The organism is Streptomyces xinghaiensis S187, from assembly GCF_000220705.2.
In the GTDB taxonomy this organism is placed as follows: domain Bacteria; phylum Actinomycetota; class Actinomycetes; order Streptomycetales; family Streptomycetaceae; genus Streptomyces; species Streptomyces xinghaiensis.
The window spans coordinates 5,557,630-5,582,995 of sequence record NZ_CP023202.1 but is presented as its reverse complement, the minus strand read 5'-3'; the positions used below and the strand labels follow the sequence as shown (position 1 = coordinate 5,582,995).

Sequence of the window (25,366 nt, the reverse complement as noted above, 5' to 3'; positions counted from 1 at the left end):
GGTGCGGGTCCGTCGGACCGATTACTTGATCATGTAGATCGTGGCGAAGAGGCCGATCCAGACGACGTCGACGAAGTGCCAGTAGTACGACACGACGATGGCCGACGTGGCCTGCTCGTGGGTGAACCTCTTGGCCGCGTAGGTCCGGGCCAGGACCAGCAGGAAGGCGATGAGTCCGCCCGTCACGTGCAGTCCGTGGAAGCCGGTGGTCAGGTAGAACGCCGAGCCGTACGGGTCCGACGAGAGCGAGAGGCCCTCGTGCTTCACCAGCTCGGTGTACTCGAAGATCTGGCCGCCGATGAAGACGGCGCCCATGATGAAGGTGACCACGAACCACGAGCGGAGCTTCTTCACATCACCGCGCTCGGCGGCGAAGACGCCGAGCTGGCAGGTGAGGGAGGAGAGCACCAGGATCGTGGTGTTGGCCGCCGCGAACGGAAAGTTGAGCGTGTCCGCCTTTTCCGACCAGAACTCGGCTCCGGTCACCGATCGCAGGGTGAAGTACATCGCGAAGAGGGCCGCGAAGAACATCAGCTCGGAACTCAGCCAGATGATGGTTCCGACGCTGGTGAGGTTCGGTCGATTGACCGACGGGTGCGCGTGCCCGGTGTCTACTGTCGTTGCTGTCGCCACGACCGACATTATGTCGGTCGCCTATCCAGCGCTCACCCCGGGGGTGCCGTTCGGTGTGTCAAGGCCGTACACGCTGCTCTTTCGGCCCATTCCGCGGGCTTCCGCGGGGCGGCGGAACGGAGGCTTCCACGGGCCCCGGGCGGCCCGGTGCCGCGGCCGCCGACGGGCCGGCCGCCCCGCGCGGAACCGGGCCGTCCGGCCCGGCCGGGATCTTGGATCCGCCCACCCCTCCTCCCCCGCCGCTCCGGCGGAGTAGCATCCGCCGCAACGGCTCCACACACCACCGTGCCGTCCGTACGCCGCAAGCCTGGAGGAACGATGCAGCCGACCGCCACGGTCCTGGTCTACAGCGACAACGCGAGGACGCGCGAGCAGGTGCGACTGGCGGCGGGCAAGCGCCCGGCCGCCGACGTGCCCCCGGTGGAATTCCTGGAGTGCGCCACGCTGCCGGCCGTGCTGAGTGCCCTGGAGGCCGGCGGGATCGATGTCTGCGTGCTGGACGGCGAGACGGCGCCCGCGGGCGGCATGGGCGTCTGCCGGCAGATCAAGGACGAGATCTTCGACTGCCCGCCCGTACTGCTGCTGATCGGCCGCCCGCAGGACGCCTGGCTGGCCACCTGGAGCCGGGCCGAGGCCGCGGTGACCCACCCGGTCGACCCGGTGGAGTTCGCCGGCGCCCTGGCGGGCCTGCTGCGCGCCCGGCCCGCCGTGGACGCCTGAGCCGCGAGGGCTCAGAACTGGGGGCGCAGCCGGGCCGGTTCGGCCGGTCCGGCGTCCTCCCGCTCGGCGGGGCCGTGGAGGGCGCTGCCCGCCGACCACTTCGCCCAGTCCAGGTTCCAGTCGCCGAAACCGTTGTCGAACGGTGTCATCGTCTCGCCCTCGCTGCCGACGACCTTGACGATGTCGCCGAGCCGCACGTGGTCGAAGAACCACTTGGCGTTGGCCATGCTCATGCCCGTACAGCCGTGGCTGACGTTGGCGGAGCCCTGCGAGCCGACGGACCACGGCGCCGCGTGCACGTACTCGCCGCTCCAGGTCACCCGGACGGCCCAGTGCACCGGCAGGTCGTAGGATTCGGCGCTGCCCGCCGCGATGCCCACGCTGGTGCCGCGCATCCTGACGAAGGCCTCCTTGGCCAGGACGATCTTGGTTCCGTTGCGCGTCTCGAAGCCGGGCTTGCCCGTGGTGACCGGAATGGTGCGGACGACCTTGCCGTCGCGCTTGAAGGTCAGGGTGTGGGTGCGGGCGTTGGTGACCGCCTCGACGCGTGGGCCGGTGCGGATCCGCAGCGGCTTCGAGGAGCCGCCCCGCAGCCCCTTCGCGGCCTCGACGCCGCCCAGGGCGCTGCGCACCTCGATGGTGGCGTGAGCGGGCCAGAAGTCGCGTGGCCGGTAGTGCAGCGTCTTCTCGTCCACCCAGTGCCAGGCGCCGGCCACACGGGGCCGTGAGACGACCTGCAGGGAGCTCTCGACGCGGCCGCGGGCCGCGCGGTCCCGGACGGGACGGCTGAGTTCGGCGGTGATGGGCTGGCCGACGCCGTAGGTCCCGGCGTCCGGGCCGAAGGTGACGCGCAGCCGGCGGTCGGCGGGCGCGGTCTCGAAGTGGATGACGCGCAGCCCCGGGGCGCCGCCGCGGTTCTCGGTGCTCACGCGGAGGGTGTAGCGGACACCGGCGGTCAGCTGGGAGGTGCTGCGCCAGCGGGTTCCGTCGTCGTTGAGCTCGCCGCGTATTCGGTGGCCCGCGGTGTCGGTGGCGGTCACGTCGGTGATCCGTCCGCCGCCGCCCCTGGCGGTGATCTCCAGCGGCTTGTCCGGGTCGAGGGCACGCCCCTCGCTCCCGTCGCCGCTGAAGGCTATCTGGCCGGTGGCGTCGTAGGGCTTGGCGGTCAGGGAGGGTCCGGAGCCGCCGCACGCGGCGGTGGCCGTGACCAGCCCGCCTATCAGCAGGCCGCTGCCCAGGACGGTGCGTATGCGCGGGTTGTGGTTCATACGCCACAAGCTATGAAATACCGGGCGGTCCGGCGCGGCGGATGGGCCAAACGGGTCGGGCCCGGAAGCGGCTGCTTCCGGGCCCGGCGCGTGTGCGTGCGGTGGTGCGCTACTGGGTGGCGTTCTCACCGCGGTAGTACTCGAACACCCAGCCGAAGAGTCCGATGAGGAGGATCGGTGCCGAGAAGTACAGCAGCCACCAGCCGAAGATGACGCCCATGAAGGCGAGCGCGGAACCGATGGCCAGCGAGAGCGGCTGCCAGCTGTGCGGGCTGAAGAAGCCCAGTTCCCCGGCGTCGTCCGCGACATCGGCGTCCAGGTTGTCCTGGGCGCCGGTGTCCACGCGGCGGGCCGTGAAGGCCAGGTAGAAGCCGACCATGACGGTCAGGCCGAAGGAGAGGAAGAGCGCCGTGGTGCCGACCGGCTCCCTCGACCAGAGGCCGTAGACGATGGTCACGACCAGGAAGAAGAGCGACAGCCAGAGGAAGACGTGTCCCTGGATCTTCACTTCGCGGCCTCCTTGTCACCGGCGAGGGCCTTGCCGGCCACCGCTTCCCGGGCTTCGAGTGTGTCGATCTCGGCGATCTCCGGGTGGTGCAGGTCGAAGGCCGGGGATTCGGAGCGGATCCGCGGCAGGCTGAGGAAGTTGTGCCGCGGGGGCGGGCAGGACGTCGCCCATTCGAGCGAACGGCCGTAGCCCCAGGGGTCGTCGACCTCGACCTTCGGCGCGTACTTGGCGGTCTTCCAGACGTTGTAGAAGAACGGCAGGAGCGACAGGCCGAGCAGGAACGAGGCGATCGTCGAGACCGTGTTCAGCGCGGTGAAGCCGTCCGCGGCGAGGTAGTCCGCGTAACGCCGCGGCATACCCTCCACGCCCAGCCAGTGCTGCACCAGGAACGTGCCGTGGAAGCCCACGAACAGCGTCCAGAAGGTGATCTTGCCGAGCCGCTCGTCCAGCATCTTGCCGGTGAACTTCGGCCACCAGAAGTGGAAGCCGGCGAACATCGCGAAGACGACGGTGCCGAAGACCACGTAGTGGAAGTGCGCCACCACGAAGTACGAGTCCGACACGTGGAAGTCCAGCGGCGGCGAGGCCAGGATGACGCCGGTGAGGCCACCGAACACGAAGGTGATCAGGAAGCCGACCGTCCAGAGCATCGGGGTCTCGAAGCTCAGGCTGCCCTTCCACATGGTGCCGATCCAGTTGAAGAACTTCACACCGGTCGGCACCGCGATCAGCAGCGTCATGAAGGAGAAGAACGGGAGCAGCACGCCGCCCGTGACGTACATGTGGTGCGCCCAGACGGTCACCGAGAGGCCCGCGATCGCCATCGTCGCGCCGATCAGGCCGATGTAACCGAACATCGGCTTCCGGCTGAAGACCGGGATGATCTCCGAGACGATGCCGAAGAACGGCAGGGCGATGATGTACACCTCGGGGTGGCCGAAGAACCAGAAGAGGTGCTGCCACAGCAGCGCTCCGCCGTTGGCCGCGTCGAAGATGTGCGAGCCGAACTGGCGGTCCGCCTCCAGGGCGAAGAACGCGGCGGCCAGCACCGGGAAGACGATGATCGCCAGCAGTGCCGTCAGCAGCACGTTCCAGGTGAAGATCGGCATCCGGAACATCGTCATGCCGGGAGCGCGCATGCAGATGATCGTGGTGATGAAGTTGACCGAACCGAGGATCGTGCCGAAGCCACCGAGTCCGAGGCCCATGATCCACATGTCACCGCCGACACCCGGCGAGCGGATGGCGTCGGACAGCGGGGTGTAGGCGAACCAGCCGAAGTCCGCGGCGCCCTGCGGGGTGAGGAAGCCGCCCAGCGCGATCAGCGAGCCGAAGAGGTACAGCCAGTAGGCGAACATGTTCAGCCGCGGGAACGCCACGTCGGGCGAGCCGATCTGCAGCGGCATGATCCAGTTGGCGAAACCGGCGAAGAGCGGCGTCGCGAACATCAGCAGCATGATCGTGCCGTGCATCGTGAACGCCTGGTTGAACTGCTCGTTCGAGACCAGCTGCGTACCGGGCCGGGCGAGCTCCGCGCGCATGACGAGCGCCAGGACACCGCCGACACAGAAGAAGAAGAACGAGGTGACCAGGTAGAGCGTGCCGATCTTCTTGTGGTCGGTGGTCGTCAGCCAGTCGACCACGACGCTCCCGGGTTTCCTGACGCGCACGGGCGGTGCTGCGGCAGCCGTCGCTGCGGCAGCGGCACCCTGGGGTTCGTTGAGGATGCTCATGGGTTGTTCGTCTCCGCGTTCTTGGCGGCATCAGACTGGGTGATACCCGCAGGGATGTAGCCGGTCTGGCCCTTCTCCGCCAGGTCCTTCAGGTGCTGCTGGTAGCGCTCCGGAGAGACGATCTTCACATTGAAGAGCATCCGGGCGTGGTCGACACCGCACAGCTCGGCGCACTTGCCCATGTAGGTGCCCTCCTTCTCCGGAGTCACCTGGAACTGGTTGGTGTGGCCCGGGATGACGTCCTGCTTCATCAGGAACGGCACCACCCAGAAGGAGTGGATGACGTCCCGCGAGGTCAGGATGAACTTGACCGACTCGCCCTTGGGCAGCCACAGGGTCGGGCCCGGGTTGCCGTTCTGCGGGTTGCGGTCGCCGGGGGTGCCGGCGTCGTAGACGCCCTCGGCGCCCTCGGGGACGCCTTCCAGCTTCTTCTCCGCGATGGAGGAGACCTCCTTGGGCAGCGCCCCGGGCGTCGCCGGGTCGCCGTCCACGTCCTCCATGTAGTTGAAGCCCCAGCTCCACTGGTAGCCCACCACGTTGATGACGTGGTCGGGCTCCTTGGAGGTCTTCAGCAGCTCGCTCTCGTCACGCGCGGTGAAGTAGAAGAGCACGGAGACGATGATCAGCGGGACCACCGTGTAGAGGGCCTCGATCGGCATGTTGTACCGGGTCTGCCGGGGAACCTCGACCTTGGTCCTGGAACGCCGGTGGAAGATGACACTCCACAGGATCAGGCCCCAGACGAGCACGCCCACGGCGAGCGCGGCGGCCCAGGATCCCTGCCACAGGGAGAGGATCCGCGGCGCCTCTTCTGTGATGGGGGTGGGCATTCCGAGGCGGGGGAAGTCCTCGTATGTGCAACCGGTGGCGGTCACCAGGACCAGGCCCGCGGCAAGCGCCTGCGGCAGCTTCCGCCGCATCGGGCGCCGCGACGAGCGGTCGGAGCCGTTGGGACTCACGTAGCGCCTTCCCGAGAGTCTCGCCCGCCGACCTGCGGCCGTCTCTGCGTTCGGTCGCCGGCCCTTGTCGCGGGCAGGGGTTTGGATGTTTATGCGGACCAAACCCTACTGGACGCCATTTCACGTCGCGCGGGGAGGGTGCCCAACGCGCCGCGCGACTCCCCGAAGGTGGGGAACGCGGCCCTCCGCACCCCGTGAGCGGGGGCCTTTCGGGAGGTCGCGGGACCGGGAACGGCCCCGCCGGGGCGCCCGTACGGGACGGGCGTGTCGGACCCGCCGGGCAGGGGTTAGCGTCGGGGCGTGGCCTACTTCGACTCCGCCTCCTCCGTGCCGCTCCACCCCGTCGCCCGGCAGGCCCTGCTCGCCGCGCTCGACGAGGGCTGGGCCGACCCGGCCCGGCTCCACCGCGAGGGCCGGCGCGCCCGGATGCTGCTCGACGCGGCCCGGGAGACCGCCGCCGAGGCGGCCGGCTGCCGGCCCGACGAACTGGTCTTCACCTCCTCCGGCACCCGGGCGGTGTACGACGGGATGGCCGGCGCCCTCGCGGGCCGCCGGCGCGCCGGGCGGCATCTGCTCGTCTCGGCCGTCGAACACTCCTGCGTCCTGCAGTCGGCCGCCGCCCACGCCGCGGACGGCGGCACCGTGGAGGAGGCCGGCGTGGACCGGACCGGCCGGGTGGACGCCGGGCGCTACGCCGGGGCGCTGCGCGCGGACACCGCGCTCGCCTGCCTCCAGTCCGCCAACCATGAGGTGGGCACCGAGCAGCCGGTGGCCGAGGTCGCCGAGGCGTGCCGGGGCGCCGGGGTGCCGCTGCTCGTGGACGCCGCGCAGTCGCTGGCGTGGGGGCCGGTGGACGGCGGCTGGTCGCTGCTGGCGGCGAGCGCCCACAAGTGGGGCGGGCCGCCCGGGGTCGGGCTGCTCGCCGTACGGAAGGGCGTGCGGTTCGCGCCGCGCGGGCCGGCGGACGAGCGGGAGTCGGGCCGCGCCCCCGGCTTCCCGAACATCCCGGCGGTGCTGGCCGCGGCCGCCTCGCTCCGCGCCGTGCGGCAGGAGGCGGAGGGGGAGGCGGTGCGGCTGCGGGCCCTGGTGGACCGGATCCGGGCGCGGGTGCCGGAAGTGGTGCCGGATGTCGAGGTGGTGGGCGATCCGGTGCGGCGGCTGCCGCATCTCGTCACCTTCTCCTGTCTCTACGTCGACGGGGAGGCCCTGCTGCACGGGCTGGACCGGCGGGGCTTCTCGGTCTCCTCCGGCTCCTCCTGCACGGCGAGCACTCTGGTGCCCAGTCATGTGCTGCGCGCCATGGGGGTGCTGTCCGAGGGCAACGTCCGGGTGTCCCTGCCGGCCGGGACCGCCGCGGAGGACGTCGAGCGGTTCCTCGCCGTCCTGCCGGAGACGGTGGGCGAGGTGCGGGGCCGGCTGGGGGCGCCCCTGCCGGGGGAGGAGGCCGCGGGCCCGGCGGGGGCCGGGCGGGGGGCGTCCGGTGCGGCCTCCGTCGCGGGGCCGGACGCCGCGTCCGCCGCCTCCCCCGGCGTTCCGGCGCCGGAGCGGGCCGCGGCGGACGGGGCCGGGGCCGAGCGGGCCCCGGCGGAGCGGACCGAGCCCGCGGAAGGAGCCGCTCCGGAAGCGGCCGGCGCCGAGGAGCCCGCGCTGACCGTGGACGCGCTGGGACGGCGGTGCCCGATCCCGGTGATCGAGCTCGCCAAGGTCATCGGGGAGGTGCCGGACGGCGCGCTGGTCGCCGTCCTGGCCGACGACGAGGCCGCGCGCCTGGACATCCCGGCCTGGTGCGCCATGCGGGACCAGGAGTACGCGGGCGAACGCCCGGCGGAGCGCGGTGCGGTGTATCTGGTGCGCCGCCGGGCGTAGGGCCGGACAGACCCCTGAAAGCCCGTCGGCTCAGGCCAGATGGGCCCGGACCTCGGCCGCGGCCTCGTGGCCGTACGCCTTGGTGAAGCGGTCCATGAAATGGGCGCGGCGCAGTTCGTACTCCTGGGTGCCGACGGTCTCGATGACGAGGGTCGCCAGCATGCAGCCGATCTGGGCGGCGCGCTCCAGACCGACGCCCCAGGCGACGCCCGCCAGGAAGCCGGCGCGGAAGGCGTCGCCGACGCCGGTCGGGTCGGCCTTGGCCTCCTCCTCGGCGGTGCCGACCTCGATCGGCTCCTCCCCGCTCCGCTCGATCCGCACGCCGTTGGCCCCGAGGGTGGTGACACGGGTGCCGACCCGGCCCAGGATCTCCTCGGAGGTCCAGCCGGTCTTGGACTCGATGAGCCCCTTCTCGTACTCGTTGGCGAAGAGATAGGTGGCGCCGTCGAGCAGTATCCGGATGTCCTCGCCGGTCATCCGGGCGATCTGCTGGGAGAAGTCGGCGGCGAAGGGGATGTTCCGGGTCCGGCACTCCTCGGTGTGGCGGAGCATCGCCTCCGGGTCGTTCGCGCCGATGAGGACGAGGTCCAGCCCCCCGACCCGGTCGGCGACCGACTTCAGCTCGATCAGGCGGGCCTCGCTCATCGCGCCCGTGTAGAAGGAGCCGATCTGGTTGTGGTCGGTGTCCGTGGTGCAGACGAAGCGGGCGGTGTGCAGCATCTCGGAGATCCGCACCGAGCCGGTGTCCACGCCGTGCCGCTCCAGCCAGGCGCGGTACTCGTCGAAGTCCGGTCCGGCGGCGCCGACCAGGACGGGGCGGACGCCGAGCTGCCCCATGCCGAAGGAGATGTTGGCGCCGACTCCGCCGCGCCGCACGTCCAGGGCGTCGACCAGGAAGGAGAGCGAGACCGTGTGGAGCTGGTCGGCGACGAGCTGGTCGGCGAAGCGGCCGGGGAAGGTCATCAGATGGTCGGTGGCGATGGAGCCGGTGACAGCGATACGCACGGCGGGCTTCTCCTGCGGGCGGCGGAAGGGGACGGTTCACGCTACCCGGTCCGGGCGGCGCCTCCGACCGGTGAAAACTACCCGATAGTAGGGCTTTCTTCGCCCGGGCCGGGATGCATACGGTGCGAGGAGACAGGCGTTCCGCCTGTGCGGTTCCCAGCCCGGCCCAGGAGTCGTCATGCCGATCACACCGCATCACCCCGGATCCCCCGCGCTGCCGGTCACCACCGACCCCACGCCGCTGGAGCTGGACGACGGACTGGCCGAACTCCGCGGCGACTGCTCGCGGATGGCCCCGCACTGGCGGGCGGGCGCCGCGGCGCACGCCGAGCCCGTACCGCCGTCGCGGATCCACGGCGTCCGGGTCCCGGCCTCCTCCGCGCGGCTTCTGGACGGAATGTCGGAGTACGGCGACTGAGCCCGTCCGGATAGCGGAGTCCCCGCACCCGAAAGGGGGAACCGTACGCTCCTCCGTTCCGTCCCATCGGCGTGTCCCGGTCAAGGGGCGCGAGAGGGACCGATACGCGGACCGGCGCGCGCCGCCGTCCCGCGTCGAGCGGAGCGATAGGAGCGATGCGGTGAGCACCCAGCGACCTCCGGAGGACGCACCGGAGCAGCACGCCCCGGACAGGCCGCGGCAGCGGCGTTCCACGATCATCGCCGCGTCGGTCGCGGCGGCGGTGCTGCTCGCCGGCGGTGGCGGGGCGTACTGGGCCTCCACCGCGGGCGACGGCGGTTCGGCGCCCGCGGCGGGCGACCCCCCGCCCCTGCGGCTGGACGGATACGCCGGAGCGGCGGAGGGCCCGGGGATCGCCCCCGGCGAACCGGACCCCGCCGGACGCACCTACGTCGCGGAGGGCGAGCTTCCGGACGGCCCGGACGCCGCCCCCGTGCACCGTCCCCGGGGCGAGGTCGGCCGCGCCGCCGCCGAGCGGCTGGCGCGGGCCCTGGACGTGCCGGGCCCGGCGCGACTGGCCGGTGACACCTGGAAGTTCGGCCCGCTCCGGGACGCGACGGGCCCGAAGCTGGACGTCGCCAGGAACGCTCCCGGCACCTGGACGTACCAGCGCTTCGGCCCCGCCGGCAGCGACGACTGCGCGGAGCCGCCGGCCGGGCCGGAGAAGAAGGAGCAGGAGCAGGACGGGCCCGGGAAGGGGTCCGGCTCGGACAGCTCCTCCTCGTCCGCGAAGTGCCCCGTGCCCCCGGACGGTCCCGCCGAGGGCGAGCCCGTCTCCGAGGCGGAGGCGAAGCGCGCCGCCGGCCCCGTGCTCAAGGCCGCCGGACTGGCGGACGCCGCTGTGGACGCCGGTACGGCCACGGGCGCCGTACGGGTGGTGAACGCCGACCCGGTGGTGGACGGTCTGCCCACCTACGGCTGGCACACCGGTCTGCGGATCGGGCCGGGGGGCGACGTGGTCGGCGGCAGCGGGCATCTGGCGAAGCTCGGGAAGGGCCCCGAGTATCCGGTGCTGGGCGCGGAGGAGGCGCTGGAGCGGCTCAACAGGTCCGCCGGCGGCGGACGGGTCGGCATCGGCGGCTGCGCCTCGGCGGTGCCGCACGCGGACGGCTCCGAACCGGGGAGCCCGTCCTGCGGGGAGCCCGCCACCGCGCCGAGCGCCCTGCCCGCGCCCGCCCGGTCCGGGCAGGACGATCCCGCACAGGACGGCCCCGCCGGGGAGGGTTCCGGCGGAGAGGACACCGAGCGGAGCGAGCCGGACCGGACCACGCCCGCGGAGCCCGGGCCGGCCACGGTGCGGAAGGCCGTCTTCGGTTACGCGGCGCATTTCGTGGCCGGGAAGCAGGCCCTGGTGCCCGCCTGGCTGTTCGCCGTGGAGGCGCCGGGCGCGGGCGAGGGGGACACCTTCACGGTGACCTATCCGGCGGTGAAGCCGGAGCACATCGCGGGGAACGGCGGCTCGTCCGCCCCGGGGGACCGGCCGACCTCCGGGCCCGCCGAACCGGGCGGGCCGGGCGGCGACGAGGGCCTGACCCGGGTGGAGACCTACAGCACGGACGGCCGGAAGCTGACGGTCCGCTTCTGGGGCGGGGTCTGCACCGACTACGAACTGTCGGCCGAGAGCACCGAGCAGCGGGTCACCGTCCGGATCACCGGCACCGAGAAGGAACCGGGCCGCGCCTGCGTCAAGATGGCGAAGATGATGAAGGAGACGGTGGAGCTCAAGGAGCCGCTGGGCGACCGCCGGGTCGTGGACGCCGCGGACGGCGAGCGCGTCCCGCGGAAGGAGTGAGCGTCCCCGGCCTCCCGCGGTGGGGACGGCCGGGCACGCCGGAGGCGGCGGACCGCACGGTCCGCCGCCTCCGGTATGTCCCGCGTCCGGCCGGGGTCAGCTGAACGAGTCGCCGCAGGCGCAGGAACCGCTGGCGTTGGGGTTGTCGATGGTGAAGCCCTGCTTCTCGATGGTGTCGACGAAGTCGATGGAGGCACCGCCCAGGTAGGGGGCGCTCATCCGGTCGGTGACGACCTTGACCCCGTCGAAGTCCTTCACGACGTCGCCGTCGAGGGAACGCTCGTCGAAGAAGAGCTGGTAGCGGAGACCGGAACAGCCCCCGGGCTGCACCGCGACCCGCAGCGCGAGGTCGTCGCGGCCCTCCTGCTCCAGCAGCGCCTTGACCTTGCTCGCGGCCGCGTCGGACAGGAGGATGCCGTCACTCGCGGTGGTCTTCTCGTCCTGAACGGACATCTGCTTCTCTCCCGGGTTGTACGGATCGCTTGCCGTCGGCTCAACCCACGGCGCCCCGGATTCATTCCGGGCGGCGGTATCGCCATCACTTCCGCTGTTCATGCTCGCACACCCGCCCGGAAGGAGACAGTTCCGGCCGGGCCCGCCCGCCGGACGGATGCGTCACATCGACACAAGCGCCATCGTCAACGTGACGTGAAGCGGTTATGATAGATAGCGTCATTCAGACGAAAAGGGTGTCTGCAGAACAGGAAAAGGTGCGTGCAGTGACCACCGCCCAGCCTCTCGACGTGTCTCCGACACCGCTCGCTCTCCTCCTGCTCGGCCGCGAGGCCGATCCCGGGAGCGAACGCGGTGTGGAATGCCCCGGCGATCTGCCCGCGCCGTCCGACCCGGACCTCGTGGCCCGCGCCGCGGCGGCCAAGGCGAAGCTCGGGGACAAGGTCTTCGTCCTCGGCCACCACTACCAGCGGGACGAGGTCATCCAGTTCGCCGATGTGACCGGTGACTCCTTCAAGCTCGCCCGGGAGGCCGCCGCACGGCCGCAGGCCGAGTACATCGTCTTCTGCGGTGTGCACTTCATGGCCGAGTCCGCGGACATCCTCACCGGCGACGCCCAGCAGGTCGTCCTCCCCGACCTCGCCGCGGGCTGCTCGATGGCCGACATGGCCAGCGCCGAGCAGGTCGCCGAGTGCTGGGACGTGCTGACCGACGCGGGCATAGCCGGCTCGACCGTGCCCGTCTCGTACATGAACTCCTCCGCCGACATCAAGGCCTTCACCGGGCGCAACGGCGGCACGATCTGCACCTCCTCCAACGCCCGGCGTGCACTCGACTGGGCGTTCGAGCAGGGCGAGCGGGTGCTCTTCCTCCCCGACCAGCACCTCGGCCGCAACACCGCCGTACGGGACCTGGGCCTGTCCCTGGACGACTGCGTGGTCTACAACCCGCACAAGCCGAACGGCGGTCTGACCACCGAGGAGCTGCGCTCCGCGAAGATGATCCTGTGGCGCGGGCACTGCTCGGTGCACGGCCGCTTCTCGCTGGACTCGGTCAACGAGGTGCGCGAGCGGGTGCCGGGCGTCAATGTCCTGGTGCACCCGGAGTGCCGCCACGAGGTCGTCGCCGCAGCCGACTACGTCGGGTCGACGGAGTACATCATCAAGACCCTGGAGGCCGCGCCCGCCGGGTCGAAGTGGGCGATCGGCACGGAGCTCAACCTCGTCCGCCGGCTGGCGAACCGTTTCGCCGCCGAGGACAAGCAGATCTCCTTCCTCGACAAGACGGTCTGCTTCTGCTCGACGATGAACCGGATCGATCTGCCGCACCTGGTCTGGGCCCTGGAGTCGCTGGCGGACGGCAGGGTCGTCAACCGCATCCAGGTGGACCCGGAGACGGAGAAGTACGCGAAGGTCGCGCTGGAGCGGATGCTCGCCCTGCCGTAGCCGCGGCCGGCCCGAAGGCGAGCGAGAGGCCCGCCCCGCACCAGGACGGTGCGGGGCGGGCCTCTCCCCGTGCGGGCTCCCGCCGTTCGGGCTCGCGCCGGACCGCTCCCGCTTGGCGGCCCGCTTCGCCGCGCGGCGCTCCGTGCGGAGCTCGACCATCGCGTAGAGCGTCGGCACCAGCAGTACGCGCCGCGCGCCCCCGGCTACACCCTCGGCCGTACCAGGCCCGACTCGTAGGCGATCACGACCAGTTGGGCCCGGTCGCGGGCGCCGAGCTTGGCCATCGCCCGGTTGACGTGGGTCTTCACGGTCAGCGGGGAGACGGTGAGGCGCTCGGCGATCTCGCCGTTCGAGAGCCCCGCCGCGACCAGGCCCAGCACCTCCCGCTCCCGGCCGGTGAGGACGTCCAGCCGGCCGGTGCCGTCGTCCCGCCCGTCGCCGCCGTCACCGCCGCCCGCGGGCGGTTCGCCGGGGGGCGCGCCCTGGGAGAGGAAGGAGGCGATGAGCGCGGTGGTCGCCGCCGGCGACAGCAGCGACTCCCCCGCCGCGACGGTACGGATGGCGGCCAGCAGCTCCCCCGGTTCCGCGCCCTTGCCGAGGAATCCGGAGGCGCCCGCCCGGAGCGACTCCACCACGTACTCGTCCACCTCGAACGTCGTCAGCATCACCACGCGCACCCCGGACAGCTCCGGATCGGCGCTGATCAGGCGGGTGGCGGCGAGCCCGTCGGTGCCGGGCATCCGGATGTCCATGAGCACGATGTCGGCCCGGCGCTCCCCGGCCAGCCGGACGGCCTCCGCGCCGTCGGACGCCTCGCCCACGACCTCCATGCCGGGCTCGGAGTCGACGAGGATCCGGAAGGCGCTGCGCAGCAGGGCCTGGTCGTCGGCGAGCAGCACACGGATGGTCACAACGCTCCCTCTCTCCGCCGCGCGACCCGGCAGGCGGCATCGGCGGACGCCTCCGCCGCGGCGTCCGCGGCGGCCATCCCGTCGGCGGTGAGCGGCAGGCGTACGTGGACCCGGAAGCCGCCCCCGCGGCGCGGGCCCGTCTCGCACACCCCGCCGAGCGCCGACACCCGCTCCCGCATCCCGAGCAGGCCGTGACCGCCGGGGGGACCGGAGGCGGCGGGCTCCCCGCCCGCCGGGTCCGGCGGGTCCCCGTGCGGCGCGCCGCGGTCCGGTCCGCGCTGCGGGCCCGGCCGGCCGCCCGGAACCGTACTGCCGGGGGCCGCGGCGCCGGATGCCGCGGCAGCGGCGGCGCCCGCCCCGTCGTCGAGGACGCTGACCTCCAGGACCTCCGCGCCCCGCGCTATCCGGACCAGGGCGGCGGCGCCCTCCCCCGCGTGCTTGTGCGTATTGGTCAGCGCCTCCTGCACCACCCGGTACGCCGTGAGGTCCACCGCCGCGGGCAGTTCCCCGGTCACGGCCGCGGCCTGCTCCGCGCGGCGGCTGAACCAGGGGCCGCGCGGCTCGGTGGAGGAGACCTCCACCTCCACCGGCAGCCCCGTCCGGACGAAGCCGCCGACGAGCTGGTCCAGCACGCCCAGGCCGGGCGCGGGCTCGGTCGGCGCCTCCGGGTCGCCGTACTGCCGGAGCAGGCCGACGGTGGTGCGCAGCTCGTTCAGCGCCGAGCGGCTCGCCTCCCGCACATGGGCCAGCGCCTCCTTGGCCTGGTCGGGGCGGTTGTCCATGACGTGCGCGGCGACCCCCGCCTGCACATTGACCAGGGCGATGTGATGGGCGACCACGTCGTGCAGCTCGCGGGCGATCCGCATGCGCTCCTCGGCCACCCGGCGGCGGGCCTCCTCCTCGCGGGTCCGCTCGGCCCGTTCGGCGCGCTCCCGGATGGCGTCGACGAACGCGCGGCGGCTGCGGACGGCGTCACCGGCGGCCGCGGCCATGCCCATCCAGGCGGAGAGGGCCAGGTTCTGCTGCCCGTACCAGGGGCGCGGGCCGAACAGCGCGGCCGCCGTGGTGAGCGCGACGACGGCCACGGCCCCGGCCCGCCAGGTCGTCGAACGGTCGGTGCGGGAGCCGACGGTGTAGAGGGCGACGGCCGCGGTCAGCGCGACCGGTGTGCCCTTCTCGCCCGGTCCGGTGACCAGTTCGAGCAGAGTGAGCGCGCCGGTGCAGACGAGCACCCGGGCCGGCATCCGGCGGCGCAGGATCAGCGCCGAGCAGGCGAGCACCGCGATGACGACGCTGGAGGGCTCGGGGGTGCGCTCCCAGAACCGGGGCTGCCCGTACGGCTTGTGGCCCACCGCCAGGCTGACGAGGACCAGGACGAGCAGGACGCCGGCGAGCACGGCGTCGACCGCGAGGGGGTGCGAGCGCAGCCAGCGCTGCGAGCGGGCCAGGCCCGGACCGGCGGCGAGGGTTGTCACGACAGGAACGGTACGGGGTCCGGCGGCTGCCCGTGACCGGACCGGCGGCCCCGGTACCCGTACCGGGGCGGACGGGCCGGGGCGGCCTCCGGGGACCCGCCCTCAGCTCGGGATGAGCCCTTCGTCGCCCAGCATCTCCCGGACCTCGTCCAGGGTGGCGTCGGGCGACGGAAGGATCAGCTCGGAGGGTTCCAGGGCGTCGTCCGGCAGGGGCTCGCCGAACTCCCGCACGGCGTCGAGCAGTGCGTGGAGGGTGCGGCGGAAGCCCGGTTCGTCGCCGCCCTCCATCTCCGCGAGCAGCTCGTCGTCCAGCTTGTCGAGCTCGGCGAAGTGGCTGTCGGCCAGCCTCACCTGCCCCTCCCCCATGATCCGTACGATCACGACGACCTCCTCTGCCGCTGCCACTGCCGGCCCGCCGGGGCCGGTCCCGGTCTCCGGATGCCCGGTGCCGTGCTGCCTGCTGCCGTACCGTCCCTGCCGCTGCCGGGTGCCGAGCCGCCCGGCGCCCCGCTGTCAGTGCTTGCCGAAGTCCGGCGGGGTCTGCTGCTGATTCTGCGGCTGCTGGGTCTGCGGCGCCTGCTGGGGCTGCTGCCCCTGCGGCTGCTGCTGCGCGCCGCCGCCCTCGATGGCCTGCTGCTGGGTGCTGCCGCCGGCCAGCTCCGCCTTCATCCGCTGGAGCTCCAGCTCGACGTCCGTGCCGCCGGAGAGCCGGTCCAGCTCGGCCGCGATGTCGTCCTTCGCCATGCCCGTCGGGTCGTCGAGCGCCCCGGAGGCCATCAGCTCGTCGATCGCGCCGGCCCGCGCCTGGAGCTGCGCGGTCTTGTCCTCGGCGCGCTGGATCGCCAGGCCGACATCGCCCATCTCCTCGGAGATGCCGGAGAAGGCCTCACCGATCCGGGTCTGCGCCTGGGCGGCGGTGTAGGTGGCCTTGATGGTCTCCTTCTTCGTACGGAAGGCGTCCACCTTGGCCTGCAGCCGCTGGGCGGCGAGGGTGAGCTTCTCCTCCTCGCTCTGCAGGGTCTGGTGCTGGGTCTCCAGGTCCGTCACCTGCTGCTGGAGCGCGGCCCGGCGGGACAGCGCCTCGCGGGCGAGGTCCTCCCGGCCGAGGGCGAGCGCCTTGCGGCCCTGGTCCTCCAGCTTGCTGGACTGGCTCTGCAGCTGGCCCAGCTGGAGCTCCAGCCGCTTGCGGGAGGTGGCGACGTCCGCGACGCCGCGGCGGACCTTCTGCAGCAGCTCCAGCTGCTTCTGGTACGAGTAGTCGAGGGTCTCGCGCGGGTCCTCCGCCCGGTCCAGGGCCTTGTTGGCCTTCGCGCGGAACAACATCCCCATCCGCTTCATGACACCGCTCATGGGTCTCGCGCGCCCCCTTCTCCGGGCTCGTCCTCGGGCAGTCCTCGGACCCACAGTAAGGGCCCTGCTCCCATTACCGCACTGATCGGCCGCGGATGCGCTCCTCCTGCAGGACGATCACGCGACGGCCTTCTCCGGCGCAGGGAGTAGGCCGGGGCCCCAAGGGTCTGGTACCCCGTCCGGACCCGTCCCATGGGACCGGCCCCGCATCCCGGCTCCCGCGCCGTCCGGAACCGGCTCCGGCGACCCCGCGGAACCGGCCGTGGACCGACCGTTGCGGGATCGTGCCCGGTACGGGCTGTGGCCCGGCCCGTGGGACCCCGTACCCTTGGGTTTCGTGTTCCGTAGCCGTTCCAAGGATGAGCAGGCCGCCACCCCCCGGGTGGCCGCGAGCTCCAAGCAGCCCCGCGACCCGCAGGCCCCCAAGGGCCGGCCCACGCCCAAGCGCGCGGTCGCCCAGTCGCAGCGCCGCACCGTGGCCGCGACGCCGGCCAACCGCAAGGAGGCCTCCAAGCGCGCCCGCGAGGCCCGCCGCGCGGACCTCGCCCGGCAGCGCGAAGCCCTCGCCAGCGGTGACGAGCGCTATCTGCCCGCCCGGGACAAGGGCCCGGTCCGGCGCTTCGCCCGCGACTTCGTCGACTCCCGGTTCTGCGTCGCGGAGTTCTTCCTGCCGCTGGCGGTGATCATCCTCATTCTGAGCATGCTCCCGTCGATGCAGGTGAAGAACGCCTCGCTGCTGCTGTGGATGGGCGTCATCGTGATGATCGTGATCGACTCGATCGGCATCGGAGTCCGGCTGCGGAAGCAGCTGGCCGCCCGCTTCCCGGACGAGCCCCGCCGCGGAGCCGTGGCCTACGCCCTGATGCGCACCCTGCAGATGCGGCGGCTCCGGCTGCCCAAGCCGCAGGTCAAGCGCGGAGAGCGGCCCTGAGCACGGACAGTGCCGCGGGGGCGGGCCGGACGACGGCCGAGGCGGAGTGGCGCCCCGAGGACGGGGCGGCGAACTGGCTCGGCGGTCCGGAGGGGATCCGCAACACCGTCCGCCGGGAGCTCGTGGCCCGGCAGCTGGAGGAGCAGATCACCGCGCGCTTCCCGGTCGGGCAGCGGCTCAGGGTGCTCGACGTGGGCCTCGGCCACGGCACGCAGGCGCTGCGGCTGGCCCGGGCGGGCCACCGGATCACCGGTCTGGAGTCCCACGCGCCGCTGATCAAGGCCGTGCGCACCGCGCTGGCCGCCGAGCCCGAGGGCATACGCGAGCGGTTCAAGCTGATCGAGGGCGACAGCCGCGAGACGGGCGTGCACTTCCTGCCCGGCAGCTTCGACGTGGTGCTCTGCCACGGGGTGCTGATGTACACGGAGCAGCCCGATCCCTTACTCGCCGGCCTCGCCCGGGTGCTGGCACCCGGCGGCCTGCTGTCGCTGCTCGTACGGAACGCCGACGCGCTGGCCATGCGCCCGGGGCTGGCGGGCGACTGGGAGACCGCGCTCGCCTCCTTCGACTCCACCACCTACGCCACCCGGGCCGGCCGCACCGCCCGCGCCGACCGGCTCGACGCGGTCTCCGCCACGCTCTCCGGGATCGGGGCCCCGCTGCACGCCTGGTACGGGGTGCGGGTGCTCACCGACCAGGTGGCCGACAACGCGCATCCGGGCAGCGTGCGCGAGCTGGAACTGATGCTGGCCGCCGAGGACCGGGCGGGGCGCACCGACCCCTACCGCTCGGTGGCGGCGCTGCTGCACGTGTGCGGGGTACGGGGAGCGCCGGGGGAAGCGGTGGCGGACGCGTAGTCCGCGCGGGGCGGCGGGGCCGCCGGTGCGGCCGTCTCGTTCTTCCGGAGCCGTTCCGGGGGAGCTCCCGGCTTGTTACAAGCTTTACTTCCGTTGCTTCCCTCCGGTGCGGGCTCCCGGATGGCGGGCGGGCGGGCCGGTACGCCGTCGGCGCCCCGCCCGCCCGCTCCGCCGCGCCGGTTCAGCCCTCGGCGGCGCTGAGGCTCATCGGGCCGTAGATCTCCGTGCCGTCCTCGAAGAGGGTGACCTGCTCGGTGCCGCCCTCCAGGAGCTCCTTCCACACTTCGCCGATCCAGGACTCCGCGTCGCCCTGGGTGCTGAACTCGCCCGGCTCGACCGCGGGTGCCGTCTCCGTCCCGTCGGACTTCTCGAACCGCCACGTCCACGCCATGTACGCCTCCCGGCTGCCGGCTCCTGTGATGAGGTGCTGCGCCCACCCTATGCGGCGGGCGGGCCGGCGCCCTCCCGTGCCCCGGGCCCGCCGGTCCGGCGCCTCACCCCATCGCGGGACCGCGGGGGCGCACCCGGGGGGCGCGCCCGGCAGGCCGTGCGTGCCACCGGCCCGGGACGCGAGACGATCAGGGCGTGGAACTCACTCTCCTCGGCACCGGGGCCCCGGGCGGGCTGCCGCTCCCGGGCTGCCCCTGCGCCTCCTGCGCGACCGCCGTGGGCGCGGACGCCCGGACCGCCACCTCGGTCTTCGTCGACGGCGCCCTCCTGCTCGACCTGACCCCGGACGCCGTGCAGGCCGCCGCCCGCGCGGGGCGCTCCCTGCGGGGCGTACGGCAGGTGCTGCTCTCGCACCCGCACACCGGGCCGGCCGTCGACGTGCCCGCCGGCCTGCCCGCTCCCGGACGGGTGCCGGACGGCCGCGAACTGGCGCTGATCAGCGGGCACCGGGTGCGGGCGGTCGCGGTGGACGCCCCGGGCACCGGCTATTCGGTCACCGGGCCGGACGGTGACGACCTGCTGTACCTGCCCCCGGGCGCGGCACCGGCGGGCATGCCGCCGCGCCCGGCCCCGTACGGCGTGGTGCTGCTCGACGTCCTGGGCCGGCCCGAGGCGCTGGCCCGGCTGCGGGCGGCCGGGGCGGTCACGGCCACCACCGATGTGATCGGCGTGCACCTCGGCCACGGGACACCGCCGGGCACCGAGCTGCACCGGCGGCTGGCGGCGGCGGGCGCCCGGGCCGTACCGGACGGCACGGCACTCGGCACCCGGGGGCATCCGGTGCCCCCCGCCCCGCCGCGGCGCACGCTCGTGCTGGGCGGCGCCCGGTCCGGCAAGTCGGCGGAGGCGGAACGGCGGCTGGAGTCGTATCCGGAAGTGCTCTACGTGGCGACGGGCGGCACCCGCGAGGGGGACCGGGAGTGGGCGGCGCGGGTGTCGCTGCACCGCGAGCGCCGGCCGGGGAGCTGGCGGACCACGGAGACCTGCGACCTGGTGCCGCTGCTGGCCGGGGACGGCCCCCCGCTGCTGATCGACTGCCTCGCGCTGTGGCTGACGCACGCGATGGACGCGGTGGACGCCTGGGACGACGAGGTGTGGGCGGCCGGGGGCGGCCAACGCGCCCTGCGGGCACGGACGGAGGCGCTGGTGTCCGCCATCCGCTCCACCCGCCGCACCGTCGTCGCCGTCTCGAACGAGGTGGGCTCGGGGGTCGTCCCCGCCACCGCGTCGGGACGGCGCTTCCGGGACGAACTGGGCCGGCTGAACGCGGCCGTGGCGGCGGAGTGCGAACACGTCCTGCTGGTGGTCGCCGGCCAGGCCCTTGCGCTGCGCGGCTGAGCCAAGAGGAGGAGCGGGGGTCCCGTGCCGCACCCCGCGGGCGGCGGGCGCCGGGCGCGGCGGGCTGATCGCTGCCGGGGTCCGGTCCCGTGGTCCGGAGCGTGCGGACCGGCGGTCCGGACCGGACGGACCGGCGGTCCGGGTCGAGCGGACCATCGGTCCGGTACTTCCGGCACCGGGGCCCGTCTCAGCGCGGGCCGGCGGTCCGGGCAGCCGCGGAGTCCTCCAGCGCGTCCTCCCCGCACGGCGTCACGCGCCCCGCGGCCGACGTCCCCGGCGGCCACGTCCGGCCGCCCCCGCACCCGCTCGCCCGGGATCGGGCGGCTGCCCGCGGGCGGCTGCCCCCGCCCGGTGACCCCGGCTCGCGGCACCGCTCGCACCGGCCGCCCCGGGGACGGCGGTGACTGCCACCCGCGGTCCCGTACCACCCCCGTGGCGGGAGCCCGCCCCGTGGCGTCCGGGCGGCCGCCCGGCGAGGGTAGGGTGCGGCGGATGAGCGGTCTGAATCTCGATGACTTCGGCAATCTGATCGAGCGCCCCGACTCCGGCGTACGGCGTGACGCCGAAGAGCGCAGGGAGCGGCTGGCCGTACGGCCCGGGGCCCTCGGACGGCTGGACGATCTCGGCGAGTGGCTCGCCGCCGCGCAGCACTCGGTCGCCGTCAGGCCGGTCGAACGGCCCCGCCTCGTGCTCTTCGCCGGTGACCACGGGGTGGCCGCGCTGGGCGTCTCCGGCCGCCCCGCCGGGAGCGCGCACCGGCTCGTGCGCGCCGTCCTCGACGGGGAGAGCCCGGCGGCCGTGCTGGCCCGGCGGTTCGGAGCCGGGATACGCGTCGTGGACATGTCCCTGGACTGCGACCCCGGCGACTTCCCCGAGGAGGTCGTACGCCACCGGGTGCGGCGCGGCTCGGGCCGGATCGACGTCGAGAACGCGCTCACCTCCGAGGAGGCCGAACAGGCGTTCCGCGCCGGGATGGCCGTCGCGGACGAGGAGGCCGACTCCGGCACCGACCTCGTGGTCCTCGGCGACCTCAGCGTCGGCGGCACCACCGCGGCGAGCACCCTCGTCGCCGCCCTCTGCGGCACCGACGCCTCCGTGGTGACCGGCCGCGGCGGCGCGGGCATCGACGACCTGGCGTGGATGCGCAAGTGCGCGGCGATCCGCGACGCGCTGCGCCGCGCCCGGCCGGTCCTCGGCGACCAGCTCGAACTGCTCGCGGCCACCGGCGGCGCGGACCTCACCGCCATGACCGGCTTTCTGCTCCAGTGCGCCGTACGCCGCACGCCGGTGATCCTGGACGGGGTGGTCTCGGCCGCCTGCGCGCTGGTCGGGCAGCGGGTGGCCTTCCGCGCCCCGGACTGGTGGCTGGCGGGCCAGGCGAGCGGCGAGCCGGCGCAGGAGAAGGCGCTGGACCGGATGGCCATGGACCCGCTGCTGGACCACGGGGTGACAGCGGGCGAGGGCACCGGCGCCCTGCTCGCCCTGCCGATGGTGCAGGCGGCGGCCGCCCTGCTGGCGGAACTCCCGGAACGGCGCGAGGAGCGGCCGGACCCGGCACCGGAACCCGGCACCGGCTCGGGATCGGGCTCCCAGCCGGGCTCGGAGCCGGGCTCGGAGCCCGGCTCCGAGCGGGACTCGGAGCCGGAGCCGGCCGCGGCACCGGCCGCCCGGGAGCCGTCCGGCGACGGCAGTGCCTGACGGACGGCGGACAGGGCTCGACGGCGCCGGGGCAGCGGGGCGGCCGCGCGCCGGGGAACGGATACCGGGGCGGTGGCCGGCGTGGCCTTCCGCCCCGGCATCGGCTGCGGGCGGGACGAGGACCGCCGTGCCCCGGCTCCCCGGGCCCGGCCGGGATCCGTGCGGCACCGGCCGTTGGCGGGCGGCGGGGCGCCGGATAGCCTGCGCCGCGTGACCGAGCCGACTGCCGACGACCCGCGCCGCCCCGCGTCTCCGGGCGACGGCCCCGCTTCCGCTTCCCCGGGCGAGGGGCCGGCCTCCCGGGCCGGGGGACCGCGCGACGAGCGCACCCCGCCCACCGGCGGGAGCCCGGTGCCCCCGGACGGGAATCCGGCATCCCCGCCCGGCATCCCTCCGCTCCCGCCCGGCACCCCTCCGCCGCCGTCCGGGAAGCCGGACTCCCCCGCCGGAGGGCCGGCCACCCCGGAGGACGCCCTGCGGTTCGCGTTCGGCACCCTCACCGCGCTGCCGGTGCGCGTCACCCGCTGGGACCGGACCGCCGCGCGGGGCGGCATGGTGTGCGCCCCGGTCGCCGGCGCCGTCCTGGGTCTCTGCGCGGGCGCGCTCGGCGGTGTGCTGCTCCTGCTGGGCGCGGGCCCGCTGCTGGCCGCGGTCGCCGGCGTCGCCGTACCGGCGGCGCTCACCCGCGGGCTGCATCTGGACGGTCTCGCCGACACCGCCGACGGCCTCGGCAGCGGCAGGCCCGCCGGGGAAGCCCTGCGGATCATGAAGCAGCCGGACGTCGGCCCGTTCGGGGTCGTCACCCTCGTCCTGGTGCTGTTCGCGCAGACCGCGGCCCTGGCCGAGCTGTACGCGGACGGCTGGGCGGCCGGCGCGGTCGCCCTGGCCGTGACCGCCGCGGCGGCGCGCTGCGCCCTCACCCTGGCCGCCCGCGCCGGGGTGCCCGCGGCCCGCCCGGAGGGGCTGGGCGCGGCGGTCGCGGGCGTGGTCCCCGTACGGACGGCGCTCACCGTGGCGGCGGTCACGGCGGTGGTGTGCGCGGCGGCCGGGGCCCTCCTCGGCCCGTGGGCGGCCCTGCGGGCCGTGCTCGCCGTCCTGGCCGCTCTCGGCGCGGCCGAACTCCTGCTCCGCCACTGCAGGTCGCGGTTCGGCGGGGTGACGGGCGATGTCTTCGGCGCCCTCGCCGAGACGGCCGCGACGGCGGCTCTCGTCGTGCTCGTCCTCGGCTGAGCGGCTGGGCGGCTGGGCGGCTGGGCGGCTGGGCGGCTGGGCGGCTGGGCGGCTGGGCGCACCGTGCGGGACGCGGCGTCCGCGGCGGGCCGGACGGCCGTCCCGCCGCCCCGGAAGCGGCATCCGCGGCCCCGCCGGACCGTCCGCGCCGGGGCACACGGCCAACGGGCCGCCGGCCGCGGGCCGTTCGGCGGCAGCCCGCCCCCGCCGCCGCGCCGCGGGACGGCCGGGCGGCGAGCAGGCCGCGCCGCGTCCCGCCGGGGCGTCAACTGCCGTACGGCGACCGCGCCCCGCTCCCTCCCCGCCCCGCGCCCCCGGCGACCGGCGCCGGGAGGGCCGGCGGGGCGCCGGCGGCCGCGGCCGGGCGCTGAACGGGCCCGCCGGTGAGGGCTAGGGTTCCCGGAGAAGGACCCCCCACGCCCGTCCATCGGCAGCCGGGTTTCACCCGGCGCATACGATGCCCCCGGGCGCGGCCGGCCCATCCATCGGCCGAGGAACTCAACGGAAGAGAGAGACCCCACCACCGTGACTGCACTGACTCTCAGCACTTCGTCCCCGGCCGCGCTCCGCGCGGACGCCATCGTCGTCGGCGTGGCCAAGGGCGCCAAGGGGCCCGTGGCCGCGGCCGGCGCCGAAGCCGTGGTGAAGGCCTTCGACGGCAAGCTGGCCGCCGTCCTGGAGACGCTCGGCGCCACCGGCGGCGAGGGCGAGGTGACGAAGCTGCCCGCGCCGTCCGGCTTCAAGTCCCCGGTCGTGCTGGCGGTCGGCCTCGGCGACGCCCCGGCCGGGGGCGACCGGTTCGACGGCGAGGTGCTCCGCCGGGCCGCGGGTACGGCGGCCCGTGCGCTGGCCGGTGCCAAGAAGGGCGGGTTCGCCCTGCCGGTCGAGGACGCGGACGACGCGGCGGCCGTGGCGGAGGGCGCGCTGCTCGGCGCGTACACCTTCACCGCCTACCGCTCCGCCCCGGCGGGCGGCCGGAAGAAGGACGACAAGAGCACGCCGCTGGCCGAGGTGACCCTGCTGGGCGGCAAGCCGCGCGACAAGGCGTTCAAGGCGGCGGCGGAGCGCGCGACGGCGCTGGCCGCCGAGGTCAACCGGGCGCGCGACCTGGTCAACATGCCGCCCAACGACCTGCACCCGAAGTCCTTCGCGGCGTCCGTGCAGGAGGCCGCCAAGGAGCACGGCCTGAAGGTCGAGGTGCTGGACGAGAAGGCGCTCGCCAAGGGCGGCTACGGAGGCATCCTCGGCGTCGGCAAGGGCTCGGAGAACCCGCCGCGGCTGGTCCGGGTCTCGTACACGCATTCCAAGGCCAAGAAGACCCTCGCCCTGGTGGGCAAGGGCATCACCTACGACTCGGGCGGCATCTCCCTCAAGCCGGCGGGCCACAACGAGACGATGAAGTGCGACATGAGCGGTGCGGCCGCCGTGTTCGCCGCCGTCGTCGCGGCGGCGCGGCTGGGCGTCGCGGTGAACGTCACCGGCTGGCTGGCGCTGGCCGAGAACATGCCGTCCGGCACCGCGACCCGCCCCGGCGACGTGCTGCGGATGTACAGCGGCAAGACCGTCGAGGTGCTCAACACCGACGCCGAGGGCCGGCTGGTGCTGGCGGACGCGCTCGCCCGCGCCTCGGAGGAGAAGCCGGACGCGATCGTGGACGTGGCGACGCTGACCGGCGCGATGGTGCTGGCGCTGGGCAACCGCACGTTCGGCATCATGGCGAACGACGACGCCTTCCGCGCCTCGCTGCACGAGATCTCCCAGGAGGCGGGCGAGCAGTCCTGGCCGATGCCGCTGCCGGCGGAGCTCCGCAAGGGGATGGACTCCCCGGTGGCCGACATCGCCAACATGGGCGAGCGGATGGGCGGCGGTCTCGTCGCCGGTCTCTTCCTCAAGGAGTTCCTGGGCGAGGGCATCACCTGGGCGCACCTGGACATCGCGGGTCCCGCCTTCCACGAGGGCGCCCCGTACGGCTACACCCCCAAGGGCGGTACGGGCTCGGCGGTCCGCACGCTGGTGCGGCTGGCCGAGCGCACCGCGGCGGGCGACCTGGGCTGAACGCACCGGGCGGCGCCGACCGGCGCCGGTCGACGGCGACGGGCGCGCGTCGCCTCCACGCGCGCCGCTCCACCACCGGCCGCCGCCGGACCGGGAACACCGGTCCGGCGGCGGCCGGCGCCGTTCCGACGGCGGTCCGGCGCCGGGATGCCGCGTGCCCCCGGCCGGAGCGCGCCGACCGCCCCGCGTTCGTCCGTGCGTTCGCCCTGAACGAAATCCGCGCGGGCATCCC

23 protein-coding genes are annotated in these 25,366 nt (G+C 74.2%); 11 read left to right on the top strand and 12 right to left on the bottom strand.

The genetic code is table 11. The features are described 5' to 3' along the window. Window positions 1–21: 21 nt before the first annotated feature. Complete coding sequence (gene ctaE / locus SXIN_RS23815) at window positions 22–642, bottom strand: aa3-type cytochrome oxidase subunit III (protein ID WP_039821676.1); 621 nt, start codon at window positions 640–642, stop codon at window positions 22–24. 309 nt (window positions 643–951) lie between these two features. Here ctaE and SXIN_RS23810 point away from each other — a divergent pair, with 309 nt between their 5' ends. Next, on the top strand, window positions 952–1,353 hold the full coding sequence (locus SXIN_RS23810; RefSeq protein WP_019709413.1) for a hypothetical protein: 402 nt from the start codon (window positions 952–954) through the stop codon (window positions 1,351–1,353). Window positions 1,354–1,364: 11 nt separating this feature from the next. Here the strand turns inward: SXIN_RS23810 and SXIN_RS23805 are convergent, their stop codons facing one another. From SXIN_RS23805 to ctaC, 4 genes are all read right to left on the bottom strand, one after another. Continuing rightward, the gene (locus SXIN_RS23805) at window positions 1,365–2,621 is read right to left on the bottom strand and encodes a L,D-transpeptidase (RefSeq protein ID WP_019709412.1); all 1,257 of its coding nucleotides are present in this window, start codon (window positions 2,619–2,621) and stop codon (window positions 1,365–1,367) included. A gap of 109 nt (window positions 2,622–2,730) precedes the next feature. Further along, on the bottom strand, window positions 2,731–3,129 hold the full coding sequence (locus tag SXIN_RS23800; protein ID WP_019709411.1) for a cytochrome c oxidase subunit 4: 399 nt from the start codon (window positions 3,127–3,129) through the stop codon (window positions 2,731–2,733). Further along, window positions 3,126–4,862: an aa3-type cytochrome oxidase subunit I gene (gene ctaD / locus SXIN_RS23795; RefSeq protein ID WP_039821674.1), complete on the bottom strand. Its 1,737-nt coding sequence runs from the start codon at window positions 4,860–4,862 to the stop codon at window positions 3,126–3,128. The genes SXIN_RS23800 and ctaD overlap by 4 nt, the downstream gene beginning before the upstream one ends. Next, entirely contained in the window at window positions 4,859–5,821 is a 963-nt protein-coding gene (gene ctaC, locus SXIN_RS23790; RefSeq protein WP_019709409.1) for an aa3-type cytochrome oxidase subunit II, read from the bottom strand. Before ctaC ends, ctaD begins: the two co-directional genes overlap by 4 nt. Window positions 5,822–6,121: 300 nt before the next feature. On the opposite strand from ctaC, the gene SXIN_RS23785 reads away from it, so the two are divergent. Next, window positions 6,122–7,687 carry a cysteine desulfurase/sulfurtransferase TusA family protein gene (locus SXIN_RS23785; RefSeq protein WP_095757503.1) on the top strand — a complete coding sequence of 522 codons (1,566 nt, stop codon included), beginning with the start codon at window positions 6,122–6,124 and terminating at the stop codon, window positions 7,685–7,687. 30 nt (window positions 7,688–7,717) lie between these two features. On the opposite strand, the gene SXIN_RS23780 is transcribed toward SXIN_RS23785, so the two are convergent. Then, entirely contained in the window at window positions 7,718–8,692 is a 975-nt protein-coding gene (locus SXIN_RS23780) for a carbohydrate kinase family protein (RefSeq protein WP_019710521.1), read from the bottom strand. Between the two features lie 178 nt (window positions 8,693–8,870). On the opposite strand from SXIN_RS23780, the gene SXIN_RS23775 reads away from it, so the two are divergent. Continuing rightward, window positions 8,871–9,110, top strand: a complete 240-nt coding sequence (locus SXIN_RS23775; RefSeq protein WP_019710520.1) for a hypothetical protein — start codon at window positions 8,871–8,873, stop codon at window positions 9,108–9,110. A 160-nt stretch (window positions 9,111–9,270) separates the two neighbouring features. Beyond that, on the top strand, window positions 9,271–10,941 hold the full coding sequence (locus tag SXIN_RS23770) for a hypothetical protein (protein WP_095757502.1): 1,671 nt from the start codon (window positions 9,271–9,273) through the stop codon (window positions 10,939–10,941). Window positions 10,942–11,037: 96 nt separating this feature from the next. On the opposite strand, the gene SXIN_RS23765 is transcribed toward SXIN_RS23770, so the two are convergent. Beyond that, a complete protein-coding gene (locus SXIN_RS23765) occupies window positions 11,038–11,394 on the bottom strand; it encodes a HesB/IscA family protein (RefSeq protein WP_019709407.1) in 357 nt (118 codons plus the stop codon). Window positions 11,395–11,651: 257 nt separating this feature from the next. On the opposite strand from SXIN_RS23765, the gene nadA reads away from it, so the two are divergent. Beyond that, window positions 11,652–12,839: a quinolinate synthase NadA gene (gene nadA, locus SXIN_RS23760; RefSeq protein WP_039821668.1), complete on the top strand. Its 1,188-nt coding sequence runs from the start codon at window positions 11,652–11,654 to the stop codon at window positions 12,837–12,839. A 203-nt stretch (window positions 12,840–13,042) separates the two neighbouring features. Here the strand turns inward: nadA and SXIN_RS23755 are convergent, their stop codons facing one another. The 4 genes from SXIN_RS23755 to SXIN_RS23740 all read right to left on the bottom strand — a co-directional run bounded on the left by SXIN_RS23755 (window position 13,043) and on the right by SXIN_RS23740 (window position 16,575). Next, on the bottom strand, window positions 13,043–13,750 hold the full coding sequence (locus SXIN_RS23755) for a response regulator (RefSeq protein ID WP_019709405.1): 708 nt from the start codon (window positions 13,748–13,750) through the stop codon (window positions 13,043–13,045). Further along, window positions 13,747–15,225 carry a sensor histidine kinase gene (locus SXIN_RS23750; RefSeq protein ID WP_095757501.1) on the bottom strand — a complete coding sequence of 493 codons (1,479 nt, stop codon included), beginning with the start codon at window positions 15,223–15,225 and terminating at the stop codon, window positions 13,747–13,749. The genes SXIN_RS23755 and SXIN_RS23750 overlap by 4 nt, the downstream gene beginning before the upstream one ends. Window positions 15,226–15,327: 102 nt before the next feature. Continuing rightward, the gene (gene pspAA / locus SXIN_RS23745; RefSeq protein ID WP_019709403.1) at window positions 15,328–15,606 is read right to left on the bottom strand and encodes a PspA-associated protein PspAA; all 279 of its coding nucleotides are present in this window, start codon (window positions 15,604–15,606) and stop codon (window positions 15,328–15,330) included. Window positions 15,607–15,738: 132 nt separating this feature from the next. Further along, window positions 15,739–16,575: a PspA/IM30 family protein gene (locus SXIN_RS23740; protein WP_050930877.1), complete on the bottom strand. Its 837-nt coding sequence runs from the start codon at window positions 16,573–16,575 to the stop codon at window positions 15,739–15,741. A gap of 337 nt (window positions 16,576–16,912) precedes the next feature. Between SXIN_RS23740 and SXIN_RS23735 the strand changes: the two genes are divergently transcribed. Together SXIN_RS23735 and SXIN_RS23730 are read left to right on the top strand one after the other, a co-directional pair. Next, window positions 16,913–17,506, top strand: a complete 594-nt coding sequence (locus SXIN_RS23735) for a DUF3043 domain-containing protein (protein WP_050364597.1) — start codon at window positions 16,913–16,915, stop codon at window positions 17,504–17,506. A 95-nt stretch (window positions 17,507–17,601) separates the two neighbouring features. Further along, the gene (locus tag SXIN_RS23730; protein WP_095758170.1) at window positions 17,602–18,363 is read left to right on the top strand and encodes a class I SAM-dependent methyltransferase; all 762 of its coding nucleotides are present in this window, start codon (window positions 17,602–17,604) and stop codon (window positions 18,361–18,363) included. A 181-nt stretch (window positions 18,364–18,544) separates the two neighbouring features. Here the strand turns inward: SXIN_RS23730 and SXIN_RS23725 are convergent, their stop codons facing one another. Next, window positions 18,545–18,754 carry a hypothetical protein gene (locus tag SXIN_RS23725; protein WP_019709399.1) on the bottom strand — a complete coding sequence of 70 codons (210 nt, stop codon included), beginning with the start codon at window positions 18,752–18,754 and terminating at the stop codon, window positions 18,545–18,547. Between the two features lie 194 nt (window positions 18,755–18,948). On the opposite strand from SXIN_RS23725, the gene SXIN_RS23720 reads away from it, so the two are divergent. The 4 genes from SXIN_RS23720 to SXIN_RS23705 all read left to right on the top strand — a co-directional run bounded on the left by SXIN_RS23720 (window position 18,949) and on the right by SXIN_RS23705 (window position 25,134). Continuing rightward, window positions 18,949–20,151: a bifunctional adenosylcobinamide kinase/adenosylcobinamide-phosphate guanylyltransferase gene (locus tag SXIN_RS23720; RefSeq protein WP_095757500.1), complete on the top strand. Its 1,203-nt coding sequence runs from the start codon at window positions 18,949–18,951 to the stop codon at window positions 20,149–20,151. 492 nt (window positions 20,152–20,643) lie between these two features. Further along, window positions 20,644–21,849: a nicotinate-nucleotide--dimethylbenzimidazole phosphoribosyltransferase gene (gene cobT, locus SXIN_RS23715; RefSeq protein WP_095757499.1), complete on the top strand. Its 1,206-nt coding sequence runs from the start codon at window positions 20,644–20,646 to the stop codon at window positions 21,847–21,849. A gap of 474 nt (window positions 21,850–22,323) precedes the next feature. Then, on the top strand, window positions 22,324–23,079 hold the full coding sequence (locus SXIN_RS23710) for an adenosylcobinamide-GDP ribazoletransferase (RefSeq protein ID WP_238154015.1): 756 nt from the start codon (window positions 22,324–22,326) through the stop codon (window positions 23,077–23,079). A gap of 525 nt (window positions 23,080–23,604) precedes the next feature. Then, a complete protein-coding gene (locus SXIN_RS23705; protein ID WP_019709397.1) occupies window positions 23,605–25,134 on the top strand; it encodes a leucyl aminopeptidase in 1,530 nt (509 codons plus the stop codon). Window positions 25,135–25,366: the final 232 nt, after the last annotated feature.

What these genes read in the sequence shown, in the direction of transcription:
- SXIN_RS23740 (WP_050930877.1), bottom strand. Translation starts at nt 16,575, where the DNA reads ATGAGCGGTGTCATGAAGCGGATGGGGATGTTGTTCCGCGCGAAGGCC.
- ctaD (WP_039821674.1), bottom strand. Translation starts at nt 4,862, where the DNA reads ATGAGCATCCTCAACGAACCCCAGGGTGCCGCTGCCGCAGCGACGGCT.
- cobT (WP_095757499.1), top strand. Translation starts at nt 20,644, where the DNA reads ATGAGCGGTCTGAATCTCGATGACTTCGGCAATCTGATCGAGCGCCCC.
- SXIN_RS23810 (WP_019709413.1), top strand. Translation starts at nt 952, where the DNA reads ATGCAGCCGACCGCCACGGTCCTGGTCTACAGCGACAACGCGAGGACG.
- SXIN_RS23805 (WP_019709412.1), bottom strand. Translation starts at nt 2,621, where the DNA reads ATGAACCACAACCCGCGCATACGCACCGTCCTGGGCAGCGGCCTGCTG.
- ctaE (WP_039821676.1), bottom strand. Translation starts at nt 642, where the DNA reads ATGTCGGTCGTGGCGACAGCAACGACAGTAGACACCGGGCACGCGCAC.
- SXIN_RS23725 (WP_019709399.1), bottom strand. Translation starts at nt 18,754, where the DNA reads ATGGCGTGGACGTGGCGGTTCGAGAAGTCCGACGGGACGGAGACGGCA.
- SXIN_RS23775 (WP_019710520.1), top strand. Translation starts at nt 8,871, where the DNA reads ATGCCGATCACACCGCATCACCCCGGATCCCCCGCGCTGCCGGTCACC.
- SXIN_RS23765 (WP_019709407.1), bottom strand. Translation starts at nt 11,394, where the DNA reads ATGTCCGTTCAGGACGAGAAGACCACCGCGAGTGACGGCATCCTCCTG.